This is a genomic window from Agrobacterium sp. FDAARGOS_525 (assembly GCF_003938925.1).
Taxonomy (GTDB): Bacteria; Pseudomonadota; Alphaproteobacteria; order Rhizobiales; family Rhizobiaceae; genus Agrobacterium; species Agrobacterium pusense.
The window spans coordinates 110,878-125,483 of the sequence record NZ_RKIU01000006.1; the positions used below are offsets into that span (position 1 = coordinate 110,878).

Sequence of the window (14,606 nt, forward strand, 5' to 3'; positions counted from 1 at the left end):
AGGGGAGCAGCACCCTACGTTCCGAGCTACTGAACACAACGGATGGAACAACCATGAGCGTAGCCAACGAACACCGGCACGAGCCGGGTGACGATCATGAGCATGACCACGCACAGGTCGTGACAAATGACAACGAACGGCGTATCCGCTTTGTCTTCATCTTCACTATCTGTTACGCAGCCATTCAGGCAGCGGGAGGCTGGCTGTCTGGTTCACTCGCGCTGATCGCCGATTCCGGGCACATGCTGTCTGACGCTGCAGCCCTGCTGCTGGCCTTGATCGCATACCGCATGGCGCGACGGCCAGCCGATGCCACGCGCACTTATGGCTATCACCGCGTGCGCGTGCTGGCCGCGCTAGCGAACGGTGCGACCCTTCTGCTTCTGGTCCTTTGGATAGCCTGGGAGGCCATAAACCGCATCAACCAGCCGGTCGACGTCATGGCAGGACCGATGCTGATCGTTGCCGTCATTGGGCTGCTCGTCAATCTTGCAGGCGCTTGGGTGCTATGGTCCGGCAACAAGGGCGACGCAAATCTGCGCGGCGCATTCCTCCACGTCATCGGCGACCTGCTTGGATCTGTAGGTGCAATTGCAGCAGCGGTCGGCATCATGCTGACCGGCTGGACCATCCTCGATCCCTTGCTCTCAGTTCTCGTTGCCGTTCTCGTCGTCCGCTCGGCATGGGGTCTGGTGACGGATTCGATCACTGTTCTGATGCAAGCTGTTCCCCGCGGCATCAAGGCCCGAAGTGTCGAAACGGGTCTGGCTGCGCTGACCGAGATATCCGAAGCTGGACATTTTCACGCCTGGACGCTGACGGACGATACCATCGTGGCGACGATCCACGTCACTCCGGCTGAAAATACCGATCCGCTATCGCTTCCCCAGCTGGTGGCAGGCTGGCTGAAAGAGCGCTACGCGATCGATCACGTCACGGTTCAGGTCGATCCACCTGGCTCGCTCGTGAAAGCAGAGGGATCAAATACCTAAAATTCAGGCCATGACTATGGCGATCAGCGGAATGTGATGCCGCTGTCGCTCAAAATCTGCATTGCGCCTCTTGCAGCTCAAGCTACTAGAGGTTTTATCTTGCGCGCGATTTGCAGTCGGGAGAGCACATGCAGCGCAGACAGATAATGATCGGGGCAACGGTTACGGCAATCACAGCGCCTTTGTTTTACAACCGCAAGGCTGAGGCGCAGAGCGCACCGGTTGGACTGATGGATCCCGGCCCGCTTCCCGAACGCATATTCGGAGCAGCGGATGCGCCGGTGACGGTCATCGAATATGCCTCGATGACCTGTGGGCACTGTGCGAATTTTCACATCAACATCTGGCCCACGCTCAAAAAAGAGTTCGTCGATACAGGCAAGGTGCGCTTCATCATCCGCGAGTTTCCGTTTGACCCGCGCTCGACGGCAGCCTTCATGCTGGCCCGATGCGTGGGGGATGACAAATGGTACGCGACGGTCGACCTGATGTTTCGCAGCCAGTCGACATGGGCGCGTGCATCCGACGGCAAGCAGGGTTTCCTGTCCGCACTTTCCATGACCGGCCTGGACGAAAAGCAGCTTGAGGCCTGTCTTGCCGATCAGGCCTTGCTGGACAACGTTAACAAGATCGCAGCGACGGGCCGGGAGCTTGGCGTCACTTCCACACCCACGTTCTTCATCAACGGGAATAAGTATGAAGGCGTCATTCCGGTCGATGAATTCCGCTCGATCGTTGAGCCTCTTCTCAAGGAAGCCGGGAAATGATCCACCATCCGCGTCACGCATTCATCATCACCACCATTGCGCTTCTTTGTGCCACCACCGCTTTTTCACAGGATACGGCAAAAGATGTGGCGGCGCGTGTAAATGGCGCCGAAATCACCCAATCGGACGTCGCCTTCGCCGCACCCCTCTTCGGTGACCCGGCTCCCAACATATCCCCCGAAGCCCGCACCTCTGCCGTGGTCGATGCGCTGGTCGACATCAAGCTGCTTGCTGAGGCCGCGCGCAAAGCAGGGATAGATAAAGACCCGGAATATCAACGGCAGCTGAACTTTCTGTCCGAACAGGCACTGCGTTCGACCTATCTATCGCAGCAGCTCGACAAGGCCGTCTCCGATGCAGCGATACGCAAGATCTACGATCAGCAGGTCGCGGCAATTCCGCCCTCAGAGGAAATCAAACTCAGCCATATCCTGCTGAAAAGCCGCGAGGACGCGACCGCAGTCATCGCGGCGCTGACCGCAGGCGAAAGCTTCAAAACATTGGCCGCCAGCCGCTCAACCGATACGGTCACCGGCAGCAAGGGTGGCGATCTGGGTTTTCGTCCCCGCCAGGCACTGCCAGCGGAAATCAACACAGCACTTGATGGGCTTAAGCCGGGCGATTTCGCAAAAACGCCGGTCGAGACAGCGTTCGGCTTCCATGTTGTGCGGCTGGACGAAATGAGAAACACACCTCCCCCTTCGTTCGAAACCGTTGCGCCGCAAATCCGTCAATCTCTAGAGACGGCAGAAATTCGCCGGATCGTCACGGGCTTGCGGTCCAGCGCCAAGGTGGAAAAGCTGGTACCAGACGTCGCATTGCCGGCGGCAAGTGACGACGGTCATAATCACGACGGCCAGAACGCGGAATAAGCCACACTCATGCCTACATCGAAATTCAGCCGTGTCTGTCTTCGCCGCTACGACGCTGTCTGCCGCCTTCCGCGGCTGGCGGCGCTCGCTCTCGCCGGCATGCTCATGTCGGGTTGTGTTGCGATGGACATGGGCCTCTCCGAGCTTTCCTCAGAGCCGCCGAAATTGTCAGGCGCGGTCATCGCGGACATGTCGAAAAAGGGCATGACGCCCGCAAGCCCTGTGCTGGTTCGCATTTTCAAGAAGGAAAGTGAGCTGGAGGTCTGGAAGATCGACCGCACAGGCAATTATGCGCTCCTGAAGACCTACCCGATGTGCCGCTGGTCCGGCAAACTCGGCCCCAAGAAAAGCGACGGAGACCGGCAGGCGCCGGAAGGTTTCTACCATGTCTCCGCTGGAATGCTGAATCCTAAGTCGCAATATTATGTCTCTTTCAATCTCGGCTATCCGAACCGTCTGGAATCGGCGCTTGGCTATACCGGCGATGCGCTGATGGTGCATGGCGCGTGCTCGTCTTCCGGCTGCTACGCCATGACGGATCAGGGCGTTGGAGAGATCTATGCGATCGTGCAGGAGGCTTTGCGAAGCGGACAGGACCGCTTTCAGGTTCAGGCCTATCCATTTCGAATGACGGCCGAGAACATGGCGCGTCACCGCGACGATCCGAATATGCCCTTCTGGCGGACCTTGAAGGAAGGGTACGACATATTCGCGGTGACGCGCCGTCAGCCGAAAGTTTCCGTCTGCGACCGGCGTTACGTGTTCAACACCGAGTTCACGGGCGGGGAACCCAGAGATCCTCTCGCCGCCTGCCCGGCAGGCGTGTCGCAGAATGCAGCAAGTCTCGTTGCGCAACTCGATACCGAGCGCCAGAAAGCCGAAACGGCCTTGTCGGCCTCTTCCTCCGTCGCGGCCCTCGCCTATGTCGATGGCGGTATGCATCCGAGCTTCCGCTCACTGTTGAAGAAACAGGGAGCGACAAAGATGGCGGAGGCGGTATCGGGCATCAAGTATCCCGTCAGCCGGCCGGATGCGGCGCTTGCCGATCCCCATGAGACCTCGAGGTCTTGGAGACCTGTACAGTCCGCGGGAAATTAAATCTTAACTCTTAAATTCAAGGCAACGCACCTCATCTCGTGACGTTGCGGCAAGGGAGCCAGATTGAGGTTCTTTAAAACTTATCGCCCGTCGCTAGACTACCGTCTGCTCGCACTTTTGGCAGCCTTATGTTTCTGGGCGTTTTCAAACGCGACATTCTGGGAAAAGGCCGGGCGTTATCTGGCGGACGAGATGGGCGCATTCTTGGCGCTCAATCTCGTCATAGTTGCGTTGTTTTTTGTCCTGACGATTCTTTCAGCTGTCAAATATCTCTTCAAGCCAGTGCTTGTGTTGCTTGTCTTGCTGGCTGGAGGCGCGTCCTGGTTCATCGACAATCTCGGCGTGTTGATCGATACGGATATGGTGCGCAACGTTTTTGAAACGACCTCTGCCGAGGCCGGGGACCTGCTGACTGCCGGTTACTTCCGGCACATGCTTCTCGTTGCCGTTATTCCCTCTCTCCTCATCTTGTGGGTTCGGGTCAGATTTCCATCCGCCGAACGCGTCGTGTTGTGGAATGTTGGCATCACGGCTTCCTGCATTGCAATCATCGCCGGTAGCGGAGCGCTTTACTACAAGCCTTATTCAGCCGTTATACGGACCAAGCGTGAACTGGCGAAAACCCTCAATCCGGTTACACCTCTCGTCTCTATCGCCAAAGTGGCTCTGGCGACAGGAAATGAAAGAAACGTTGTCGTCAAGCCGCTGGGTGAGGATGCAACCGTGACCACTCCGGTGGACGGCTTAAGCAAGCTACGCGTTGCTGTCATCGTCGTTGGGGAAACGGCGCGCGGTGCTAATTTCTCTCTCGGTTTCTATGAACGCGAAACCAATCCGCTTCTGAAAAAACAGGACGTCACCTATTACTCCAATTTCGCCAGCTGCGGCACGGCAACCGACGTCTCCCTGCCGTGCATGTTCTCCAATCTGAAACGTTCGGGCTACACCCATGCTGGAGGATTAGAGAATGAAACGGCGGTCGATGTTCTCAGACGGGCAGGCATCGACATGACGTGGATCGAAAACAACACCGGCAGCAAGGGCGTTGCGGACCGGGTTCGCGTCGTCAATATTTACAATTCCAACGATCCACGCTTCTGTGCCGATGGCACCTGCGACGACGAGATCGTTCTCGAAAAGATTGATGAGTGGCTCTCAAACGTGAAGCAGGACAGCGTCCTCGTCTTCCATCAAATGGGCAATCATGGCCCGGCCTATTACAAGCGGTATCCTGAGGCGTTCCGTAAATTCGTGCCCGAGTGCACGACCACCGAGCTGGCGAAATGCAAGGACCAAGAAATCGTTAATGCCTATGACAATGCCATCCTTTACACCGATTTCGTCCTATCCGGCATCATCGACCGCCTGAAAGCCCGGACCGATACGCTGGCGACAGGTATGCTCTACGTCTCCGACCACGGGGAATCGCTGGGGGAAAATGGCCTCTATTTGCACGGCACGCCCTATTTTATAGCGCCCGACGAACAGACACGCATTCCACTGCTAACCTGGTTCAGCCCGGAGTTCGCAGCCTCGATGGGGCTTGATATCCGCTGCCAGCAACAAAGACGCGAAAACACATTTTCGCACGACAACCTGTTTTCCAGTCTTCTCGGCATGATGAATGTATCCACCAGCGTTTACGAGCGTGATCTGGACATGTTTGCGGCCTGCCGTGGCGGCCAACACCAACCCTCTCTCAATAACTGAAATTGCAAATCACGGGGACTTGAATGCTATTCGATGATAAACAGCTTAAACGCCGGGGCTTCCTGCTGGGAGCCGCTTCCCTGACCACGATGCTGGCGGGATGTGCGACGGTAAATCAGCCTGCTCCGACACCGGCCATTGCCCGCAGGCCGATCGGCCCGCCAGGCGAAGCCGAAATGATCACACGCTACGCGGGCCTCGAAGATGGCGGCCACAAGCTGCCAGCCGTACCGTTTCAGCAGATCGATCCCAAGTTTTACCGTCAGCGCGTCGAAGATCCGACAGGCGAACCTGCGGGAACGGTCGTCGTAGATACGCCATCGAAGTTCCTTTATGTCGTCGAACCAGGTGGCACGGCCATGCGTTATGGTGTTGGTCTCGGCCGCGCCGGTTTCGCCTGGCAAGGCGAAGGCATCATCCAGTGGCGGCAGAAATGGCCGCGCTGGAAACCACCGGCAGAAATGATTGCACGGCAACCCGAACTGGAAAAATACTCGGTCGAGAACGGTGGACAGGAACCGGGACCAAGCAATCCGCTCGGCGCACGCGCGCTTTATATCTTCCAGAACAGTCAGGATACGCTCTATCGTCTACATGGCACGAAGGAATGGTCATCCATCGGCAAATCGGTTTCCTCCGGCTGCGTCCGTCTGATCAATCAGGATGTCATCGACCTCTATGAGAGGGTTCCCTACAAGGCTCGGATCGTCGTCAAACAATAGACAGCTAACAGCAGATTTTATGGCTTCTACCGGGCATATATATGCCCGGCGTGTTGAACCGATGCAAAAACCACAAACCGCCAGCCTGAGTTTAATTAAATGACAGATCCGCAACAACCGGAATGTGATTGGATCCAAAATCGGGGCCGACCCGCCAACTTGCCAGTCTTAAAGCACCCGAAACCGCGATATGGTCAATCATGGAACCGAATCTGAACGGTAGCCGACGGCTGAATCGTGTCATCACAGGAACATTGCTTGCACGTGCGAAGAATAATCCGCTTTTCTCAAAAAATCTCGCAAAGTAGGGTGACCACGGCGGTGTGTTCCAGTCACCGGCAACAATAAGCTTCGCGCCCTCTTTTTCAGACAGGACAGCATCCGCCAATCCGTCGAGATAAGCGTTTCGGCCTTTCCAGCGGGCTGGCGAACGCGGTGTATCGGGATGTAGTGCATAAAGAATCAGCGGATCATTTTCCGTCCCCAGAACGAGGCGCATCGGATATCGCTCATACGCCTGCGCGGACGAAAGCCTGACCTCCGAGAGAATAGGAAGACGCGAAAAGACTTTCATATCGTCGCGCGCTGGCAGGTTAGAACTGCTTTGATAGCCAAACAGGCCGCTAGCCGCGATTGCTTTCTGCCAGCGGTCTTCAGTCTCTTGAAGAAAGAGGACATCTGGCTGTTGCTCCGTCAGAAACCGCAGAAAACCCCCAGGTTCCGCATCATTGTGCATCAGCAGGTTGGCTGAGATAACGCGTAAATTCCGATCGTGTCCCAGGAGGTGGTGTAGCAGGGTAGCGGCGGTCACCAGTGTTTTTCCGGTAGGGTCGGGTTGTTGAAGACCAACCTGATGGAAAGATCACCGATGACCGACGACATGATGAACCTGCGCTCACTCGTTGAGAAGAGTGCCGACGCCGATTTGCTGCGCGAGATGATCGGCTTTGCTGCCGAGAAGCTGATGGCGCTGGAGGTCGGCACGAAGACCGGCGCGGGCTACGGCGAGAAGAATGAGTTCCGACTTGCCCAACGTAACGGCTATCGCGACCGGGATTGGGAGACACGTGCTGGCACCGTCGAGCTGCGCATTCCGAAGCTTCGCACAGGCAGCTATTTCCCGAGTTTCCTTGAGCCGCGCCGGATGGCTGAGAAGGCTCTGACGGCGGTGATCCAGGAAGCCTATATCCAGGGCGTTTCGACTCGCTCCGTCGACGACCTGGTCAAGGCCATGGGCATGTCTGGCATCTCCAAGAGCCAGGTATCCCGGCTGTGCGAAGAGATCGACGACAAGGTGAAGGCCTTTCTCGACCGGCCCATTGAAGGTGAATGGCCCTATCTCTGGATCGACGCGACCTACCTCAAGGTCCGTCGCGGCGGCCGCATCGTCTCTGTTGCCGTCATCATTGCGGTGGGCGTCAACACCGACGGCCGACGTGAAGTTCTTGGGATGGAGATCGGCACGTCCGAGGCTGAGGCGATCTGGACGGAATTCCTGCGCAAGCTGACCAGGCGGGGCCTGCGCGGGGTCAAGCTCGTCGTCTCCGATGCGCATGAGGGGATCAAGGCAGCCGTATCGAAGGCGCTTTCCGCCACCTGGCAGCGCTGCAGGGTCCACTTCATGCGCAATGCTTTGGCCCATGCCGGAAAGAGCGGACGGCGTGTCGTGTCCGCCTTCATTGCCACGGCGTTTGCCCAGGACACGCCAGAAGCGGCAAGCGCTCAATGGCGCAACGTCGCCGACCAGATCAGGCCGAAAGTGCCGAAGCTTGCAACCCTCATGGACAGCGCCGAGCAGGACGTGCTCGCCTACATGACCTTTCCCAAGCAGCATTGGGCAAAGCTTCATTCGACAAACCCGATCGAGCGTCTCAATGGCGAGATCAAGCGGCGCACCGAGGTCGTCGGCATCTTCCCCAACGATGGCGCCATCGTCCGCCTCGTCGGCGCACTGCTGCTTGAACAGAACGACGAATGGGCCGTCCAGCGGTCCCGATACATGACCCTTGAGACCATCGCCACAATGAGCGATGATCCGCTCATCAGCCTGCCAGCGGCAAGCTGACACGTTCCCGGCTCTGTCCGGAAGGCACGGCGAGCGCCGAAGCTACACCACGCTGCGGGACACGATCTAAATTCCTGTCCGCAGCCCCCTGCGGTGCCTGAGGCTGCATAAAGAACGGCATCAGACTTGCCAGAAATGCAAGGGAACACAAAAGCCGCGCCGGTCGCTCCCCAAGAAGGAACGTCGCGAGCAGCAGGCAAAAAGCGGATAGAGTGACGTAGGGCCAGAACAGGAAAACAATATCGAATAGCCAGAGGCTACTTCCGAATATCAATGCAGAAAGAACGCCGCTCAAACTGCAAATCGAAATAAAAAGCAGACTTTTTCCAAGCTTACCGTTGCGGACAGAAGTCATTCATTTCACCACATTGAGCATAAAGAGCCGAGACGGTAAGTTTAACATATTAGCTTTAATAATATATCAAAGCGAGTATGCAATAATCTGTTCGCTTCCGAGAACTCGTCACGGATATCGTGAAATCCAGCAGTTTTCACCGAAATGCAAAAGAGCAAAAATTTCCCATTGCGTCTCTAGTGGCTAGAGGTCGTAAAGCTTGCCGTATCAATATGGGGATACATGATATGGTTGAGCCACTTCAGACGAGATTCCGGATCGAGGGCATGGACTGCGCTTCGTGTGCAACCAAAATCGATACGGCGATCAGGCGCATGCCTGGCGTTCAAGATGTTTCGATTTCCGTCTCCGCCGGGACCATGACAGTCGAGCATGACGACACAATCGATGTCGAGGATATGGGAAAAAAGGTCACCGGCCTTGGATATCCGACGAAGCTTATTCCCGCCAAGTCTAAAGCGGTGCCATCTGCTATAGAACACGTCCATGGGCCAGGCTGTTCCCACGATCATGATCATTCACCTGATGAGCACGCGCAGGCGCACGATCATGGTACGACTCCCCACGAGCATGGCTTTGCTTGCATGAACAAGCATGGCAACGAGACGCACTCCCACGACCATACCCATGAGAACAACGGTGGGCACGATCACTCTGCAACCTCTCAATCAAGCCAGAGGCCGATCCCGGATGGTCAGGCCCGTTTCCACGTTGGTGGAATGGATTGTGCTTCATGTGCAAGCAAGATCGACACTGCCGTCCGTCGCATTCCGGGTGTTGAAGATGTTAGTGTCTCGGTGACCTCGGGGACGATGACGGTCAAGCACGCGTTCGCTGATCTCAAAGCTATTGAGAAGCAGGTTTCTGGCCTTGGATACTCGGTCGCACCGATCATTCCTACCGCGAAGCGGTCCCCCGCTACTTATTCAGGATCGCAAGACGATGCTGGCCATACCAACGGACAGGCGTCAGCGGACGTTGAGTTGGAGGGTCTTCACGGTCATGATCATAGGCCAAGCGAAGGGCCGTGGTGGAGTAGCCGCAAGGGGCGCCTGACGATAATCGCAGGCGGATCTCTGACTGCCGCATATGCTATCGGCAATCTGGTTCCGGCCATAGATACTTACGCCTTCATCATCGCCATGTTGGTTGGCCTGATACCCATCGCCCGTCGTGCTTTTATGGCTGCGAGGGCAGGCACTCCCTTCTCCATTGAGATGCTGATGACGATCGCCGCTGTCGGCGCATTGATTATTAACGCTACCGAAGAGGCGGCGGCCGTTGTCTTTCTATTCCTTGTTGGTGAGCTCCTCGAGGGCGTTGCGGCTGGCAAGGCTCGCGACAGTATCAAGTCTCTGACAAACCTCGTGCCCAAGACGGCTTTGCTGGAAGAGGGTGGGAAGACCCGCGAGGTTCCGGCAGAGGTGCTTGCTGTCGGTTCAATTATACTTGTTCGCCCCGGTGACAGGATTTCGGCCGATGGCGTGATAATGTCAGGTGAAAGTTCTGTCGATGAGGCACCCGTGACGGGTGAAAGCGTACCGGTCCGCAAGGTGATCGGTGATAACGTATTCGCAGGTACCGTCAACGGCGACGCGGCACTGCGCGTTCGTGTCACCGCTGCAGCCGAAGACAACACCATTGCTCGCGTCGTCCGCCTGGTCGAGGAAGCCCAGGAATCGAAGGCTCCGACAGAGCGGTTCATCGATCGCTTTTCGAGATACTATACACCGGGCGTGGTTGTCGTTGCCGCGTTGGTTTCCATCATCCCACCTTTACTTGTTGGCGGCGAATGGAGTGAATGGATTTACAAGGGGCTTGCGATCCTTTTGATCGGCTGCCCTTGCGCCCTCGTCATTTCGACACCTGCTGCCATTGCCGCTTCACTGTCGGCGGGCGCACGGCGCGGCCTTCTCATGAAGGGCGGCGCAGTTCTCGAAGGGGTCGGCAGGGTGACTGCAGTCGCGTTCGACAAGACGGGGACGTTGACCGAAGGAAAGCCCAAGGTGACGGACGTTATTCCTTTCGGCCGCAGTAGTCCCGAGGTACTCCGTTATGCTGCGGCACTTGAAACCGGATCAAGCCATCCGCTGGCGGTCGCGATCCTCGCCAGGGCGGATGAAGATGGGCTCGATGCTCCAGCTTCGACCGATGCCAAGGCACTCGGCGGCAAAGGCGTTACCGCGGTCATCGACGGCGTGGAAGTCTTCCTCGGATCTCCGAAGGCTGCTGCCGAGCGTGTGACGATTCCGATGGCGCATTCGCTGCAGATTACCTCTCTGAACGAGGATGGCAAGACTGTATCCGTTTTGGTAATCGGCGATGTACTTGCAGGTGCCATCGCCATGCGCGACGAACCCCGAGCGGACGCGATCGAGGGCCTTAAGGCACTGACCGATCTCGGGATCAAAGCAATCATGCTTACGGGCGACAACGCTCGCACGGCATCAGCCATTGGCGCTCAGCTTGGCATTGAAGTTCGTGCAGAACTGATGCCTGAGGACAAGCAGCGTATTGTTGGCGAACTCAAACAGGAAGGTTACGTGGTCGGCAAGATCGGGGATGGCATCAACGATGCTCCCGCTCTCGCTGCGGCAGATATAGGCATCGCCATGGGTGGCGGCACGGACGTCGCGCTGGAGACCGCCGATGCCGCGGTACTCCACGGCAGAGTCGGGGATGTCGCTCTCATGGTCGATCTTTCGAAGCGTACGATGCGAAACATTTTTCAGAACATCACCATCGCGCTCGGCCTCAAGGCTGTGTTTCTCGTCACCACCATTATAGGAATCACTGGCCTCTGGCCCGCCATCCTGGCAGATACGGGTGCAACTGTGCTTGTTACGATAAACGCATTGCGCCTCCTGCGCCCCATACGTTGAAGGCAGTAAAATGATCAGGAAAATTGTATTTGGAGGGATCCTGCTGATGGTAGCGACCTCGGTCGTATTCAGTCTGGTCGGGGTCCTCGCTGTCTGGAATCCAAAGGAGCTTTTCCAGTACCAAGACGGTCAGACGGTGTCGCAGTAAGAAGGAGGAAGCAATGAACAAGAGATCGAATTCGACAATCCGCGTCGCCGCGACAATCTTTGCATGTCTGCTGGCTGGAACGGCGTTTGCACATGACTTCAAGGCAGGAAAGCTGGAACTTAGGCATCCTTGGTCGGCACTGGCTCCTCCGGTCGCTCCGGTGCTGGGTGGCTATGTGACGATCGTCAATACCGGACAGGAGTCTGACCGTCTTGTCGGTGGCACGACTAACATCGCCGAGAGACTGGAAATCCACGAGTCCTCCCTGGTGGAAGGGGTAGCGAAAATGCGTCCGGCGAAGCAAGGCCTCGAAATTGCCCCCGGTGCTACCTTGGCGCTTCAACCGGGTGGAACCCACATAATGCTGGTCAAGCCCATAAATCGGCCCGTCGAAGGTGAGAAGTTCAAGGCGACGCTCCTGTTCGAGAAAGCAGGAGCAGTGGAGGTCGAGTTCGTTGTGCAGAGGCCGAAACGAGAGTCGGGCGAGGATCATTCCGGCCATCAAGATCCATGATTAGTGGCCTAGAGCGTTTTCACAGGACCTCTATCAACCTCAGGGTCGACAATCCCTCCGCAGTTGCCTGGTGAAGCCTCAGGCGACTGCTAATATGGTTGAGTGCGATGATACTTGCTGGGTTCCTCTTGTATTTCGATGCTGAACGGCATCAGAGCAGGTGCGACCCGAGCAGATCCCGGTTCATCGCCCGCCTTGGAAAATGCACTTGTCAATTCTCAAACTTCATGCGAATGATTTGCAATAGCAACTAAGCAAAAACCAAGAATCGTAGGTGAATCTATGGACAGTCCGGTAAAGGGCTGGCGGCGGGCCGGAGGGGAAGCGTCGCTGTCTGACGTGCATCGATCCATCGCGGTGGCGACCGGGCAGGGCACATTTCGCCGGGCCATGGCTTTCTTTGGTCCAGGCTACCTGGTGGCGGTCGGGTATATGGATCCTGGAAACTGGGCGACCTCTCTCGCCGGCGGATCCCGCTTCGGCTATGCGCTTTTGACGGTAGCACTTGTGTCGAACATCATGGCGATCGTGCTCCAGTCGCTCTGCGCCCGTCTGGCGATCGGCTCCGGGCGAGACCTTGCGCAGGCTTGCCGCGATGCCTTCCCTCGACCGGTCGGCATCGTCCTCTGGATCCTGGCAGAAATAGCGATCATCGCTACCGACATAGCGGAGGTGATCGGCACTGCGATCGGGCTCAACCTGATCTTCGGCATCCCACTGGAACTGGGAGTCGTCATCACGGCACTGGACGTCTTCCTCATCCTGTATCTCCAGAAGTTAGGCTTCCGTTGGGTCGAAGCGCTCGTAATCACGTTGCTGGGTGTGATTACCGTCTGCTTCACCATCCAGATCGCGCTTGCGGATCCCGACTGGGGACAAGTCATCCTCGGATTTGCCCCGACCACAGAGATCGTCACCAACCCGGATATGCTCTACCTCGCGCTAGGGATTCTTGGTGCAACCGTCATGCCGCACAATCTGTATCTCCACTCAGGGATCGTGCAGACACGCGCTTACGGCACAACAGTCCCCCAGAAGCGGGAGGCACTCAAGTTCGCCACCCTCGACTCGACAATCGCCCTGATGTTTGCGTTGCTCGTGAATGCCTCAATTCTGATCCTCGCAGCGGCCACATTCCACAAGACAGGCCAGACGACGGTGGCCGAACTCGGTGAAGCGCATAGCCTTCTTGCACCGCTGCTCGGTCTTGCAATCGCCCCAACGTTGTTCGGTATCGCGCTCCTATGCTGCGGTATCAATTCGACGGTTACGGCGACACTGGCTGGACAGATTGTCATGGAAGGCTTTTTGAACATCAGGCTCGCGCCCTGGCTACGACGATTGATCACACGCGGTATCGCCATTATTCCGGCTGCCGGGGTTACGATATTGTTTGGAGACGGTGGAACAGCGCAACTCTTAATCTTGACACAGGTGGTGCTCAGTCTTCAACTCTCGTTCGCAGTGTTCCCGCTTGTGATGTTCACATCCGACCGGGCGAAGATGGGGGAACTGACGGCTCCTTACTGGCTGACTGCTTTCGCTTGGCTGATTGCAATCGTGATCGCCCTCCTGAACATCAAGCTTCTTGTGGATTTCGTCGCGTCCTAACGTAACGAAATTCGCCCTCTGACACGGAAGGATGCGAAGATGATTATGATTTATGATGGGCCGCCAAGTATATTCTCATGGGCGAAAAAACCCTGAGCTTCCTGAGACTGGCGAGAAGGCTTCAGACCCTTCTGCTATCTTCATTTCCTATACTGAAAATAGGAGCGCTTTCCGGCGGCAGCGGCCTCATCTCAACGGAAAGCCCTAATGTAGGCGGTGGTTGAAAGGGTCATGAGTTACCCAGATTGCAGACGAGATGAACGAAACGTAGCGCGAAACGAGCAACCTGTCAGTCGTGTTCCGTCGAGCAAAGACAGTGGTTGGCAAGAGCCCGAATTACGTAGCAGTCGCGTACCTGGTTGGAATTGCAGTGCGTTGAGATCCGCTCCAGTTCTGCTTCCAATTTTTTTAGGCGCTGGATCTTCTCACGGACGGTTACGAGTTGCTTGGCGGCAATACCGTCAGCTTCCTCGCAAGGTTTCTCCGGATGCTGACTAAGATCGATGAGTTCGCGGATGGCCTCGATCGTCAGTCCAAGCTCGCGTGCGTGCTTTATGAAGGACAGCCGCTCACCTTCCGTCTTCGAATAGCGTCGCTGATTTCCTTCCGAGCGTTCCGTATGCGAGAGAAGCCCCATCTGCTCGTAATATCTGATCGTCGGAACCTTTACCCCAGTCGTCTTCGATAGATCACCGATTGTCAGCATATGAATACTCCAGTCATGACATGCAGCGTCGAACCACTGCGGTTTGTTCGAGTTTGAAAAGAAACTGACGCCATCGAGACGTGATGGGGGTATCCAGCACAGAATTTTGATATGAGGATTGAGTTGTTGAGATCAAGTTCCACTGCGATCGTGTCGCTACGCCT

At 56.6% G+C, this 14,606-nt stretch carries 13 protein-coding genes; 10 read left to right on the forward strand and 3 right to left on the reverse strand.

Annotated features, from left to right (window positions below):
* Window positions 1–53 precede the first annotated feature (53 nt).
* The 6 genes from EGT36_RS28615 to EGT36_RS28640 all read left to right on the forward strand — a co-directional run bounded on the left by EGT36_RS28615 (window position 54) and on the right by EGT36_RS28640 (window position 6,161).
* Window positions 54–992 (forward strand): cation diffusion facilitator family transporter, encoded by a 939-nt coding sequence (locus tag EGT36_RS28615; protein ID WP_003501216.1) that lies wholly within the window; start codon window positions 54–56, stop codon window positions 990–992.
* Window positions 993–1,120: 128 nt separating this feature from the next.
* On the forward strand, window positions 1,121–1,759 hold the full coding sequence (locus EGT36_RS28620) for a DsbA family protein (RefSeq protein ID WP_035226356.1): 639 nt from the start codon (window positions 1,121–1,123) through the stop codon (window positions 1,757–1,759).
* Entirely contained in the window at window positions 1,756–2,631 is an 876-nt protein-coding gene (locus EGT36_RS28625; protein ID WP_003501213.1) for a peptidylprolyl isomerase, read from the forward strand. The genes EGT36_RS28620 and EGT36_RS28625 overlap by 4 nt, the downstream gene beginning before the upstream one ends.
* 99 nt (window positions 2,632–2,730) lie before the next feature.
* Window positions 2,731–3,729, forward strand: a complete 999-nt coding sequence (locus EGT36_RS28630; protein ID WP_107341923.1) for a L,D-transpeptidase family protein — start codon at window positions 2,731–2,733, stop codon at window positions 3,727–3,729.
* A 63-nt stretch (window positions 3,730–3,792) separates the two neighbouring features.
* On the forward strand, window positions 3,793–5,439 hold the full coding sequence (locus EGT36_RS28635) for a phosphoethanolamine transferase (RefSeq protein WP_035226354.1): 1,647 nt from the start codon (window positions 3,793–3,795) through the stop codon (window positions 5,437–5,439).
* 23 nt (window positions 5,440–5,462) lie between these two features.
* Window positions 5,463–6,161, forward strand: a complete 699-nt coding sequence (locus EGT36_RS28640; RefSeq protein WP_003501207.1) for a L,D-transpeptidase — start codon at window positions 5,463–5,465, stop codon at window positions 6,159–6,161.
* A 91-nt stretch (window positions 6,162–6,252) separates the two neighbouring features.
* On the opposite strand, the gene EGT36_RS28645 is transcribed toward EGT36_RS28640, so the two are convergent.
* Window positions 6,253–6,972 (reverse strand): endonuclease/exonuclease/phosphatase family protein, encoded by a 720-nt coding sequence (locus EGT36_RS28645; RefSeq protein WP_286084376.1) that lies wholly within the window; start codon window positions 6,970–6,972, stop codon window positions 6,253–6,255.
* A 57-nt stretch (window positions 6,973–7,029) separates the two neighbouring features.
* Here EGT36_RS28645 and EGT36_RS28650 point away from each other — a divergent pair, with 57 nt between their 5' ends.
* A complete protein-coding gene (locus tag EGT36_RS28650) occupies window positions 7,030–8,226 on the forward strand; it encodes an IS256 family transposase (protein ID WP_080823681.1) in 1,197 nt (398 codons plus the stop codon).
* Here EGT36_RS28650 and EGT36_RS28655 read toward each other — a convergent pair.
* Window positions 8,204–8,581, reverse strand: coding sequence for a hypothetical protein (locus EGT36_RS28655; RefSeq protein ID WP_286084377.1), 378 nt, complete (start codon window positions 8,579–8,581; stop codon window positions 8,204–8,206). The two genes, EGT36_RS28650 and EGT36_RS28655, sit on opposite strands and share 23 nt — an antisense overlap.
* Window positions 8,582–8,808: 227 nt before the next feature.
* Between EGT36_RS28655 and EGT36_RS28660 the strand changes: the two genes are divergently transcribed.
* The 3 genes from EGT36_RS28660 to EGT36_RS28670 all read left to right on the forward strand — a co-directional run bounded on the left by EGT36_RS28660 (window position 8,809) and on the right by EGT36_RS28670 (window position 13,736).
* Window positions 8,809–11,463 carry a heavy metal translocating P-type ATPase gene (locus tag EGT36_RS28660; protein WP_080723265.1) on the forward strand — a complete coding sequence of 885 codons (2,655 nt, stop codon included), beginning with the start codon at window positions 8,809–8,811 and terminating at the stop codon, window positions 11,461–11,463.
* Window positions 11,464–11,624: 161 nt separating this feature from the next.
* Complete coding sequence (locus EGT36_RS28665) at window positions 11,625–12,125, forward strand: copper chaperone PCu(A)C (RefSeq protein WP_003501194.1); 501 nt, start codon at window positions 11,625–11,627, stop codon at window positions 12,123–12,125.
* A 282-nt stretch (window positions 12,126–12,407) separates the two neighbouring features.
* Window positions 12,408–13,736 (forward strand): Nramp family divalent metal transporter, encoded by a 1,329-nt coding sequence (locus tag EGT36_RS28670; protein ID WP_003501192.1) that lies wholly within the window; start codon window positions 12,408–12,410, stop codon window positions 13,734–13,736.
* 289 nt (window positions 13,737–14,025) lie between these two features.
* Here EGT36_RS28670 and EGT36_RS28675 read toward each other — a convergent pair whose 3' ends face one another.
* Window positions 14,026–14,442: a MerR family transcriptional regulator gene (locus EGT36_RS28675; protein ID WP_003501190.1), complete on the reverse strand. Its 417-nt coding sequence runs from the start codon at window positions 14,440–14,442 to the stop codon at window positions 14,026–14,028.
* Window positions 14,443–14,606: the final 164 nt, after the last annotated feature.